Origin of the sequence: Streptomyces katrae, from assembly GCF_000966975.1 — a bacterium.
In the GTDB taxonomy this organism is placed as follows: domain Bacteria; phylum Actinomycetota; class Actinomycetes; order Streptomycetales; family Streptomycetaceae; genus Streptomyces; species Streptomyces katrae.
On sequence record NZ_JZWV01000432.1, the window covers coordinates 1 to 318 of the forward strand.

At 78.9% G+C, this 318-nt stretch carries 1 protein-coding gene; it reads right to left on the bottom strand.

Features of this window, described 5'->3' with window-relative positions:
- A partial coding sequence (locus VR44_RS16395) for a hypothetical protein (protein ID WP_157880322.1) occupies positions 1-281 on the bottom strand: 281 nt, incomplete at its 3' end.
- Positions 282-318: the final 37 nt, after the last annotated feature.

The following is a 318-nucleotide window of genomic DNA, read 5'->3' on the forward strand; positions in this document are numbered from 1 at the left end:
ACTTCGAGGCGCTGGCGCAGCCGCAGCAGGGCCAGCGAGTCGCCGCCCGCCTCGACGAACGAGGCGCAGGCGTCGGGGGTGACGGCCAGCAGGTCGGTCCAGATGCCGCTCAGCACCTCGCGCGCCGCGGGCCGGCCGGCGGCCGCCGCCACGGCCGCGACCGGGGCCGTGGCCGTGGCCGGGCCCGCGGCCACGCCCGTGCTCGATGCGCGTTCCGGTCGCCGCGAGTGGACCCGCCGGTCGAACCCGTAGCCCGGCAGGTGGATTCTGCGGCCGGACACTCCGCCGGTGAGGTCCGCGGGCGCGCCCAGGCACCAT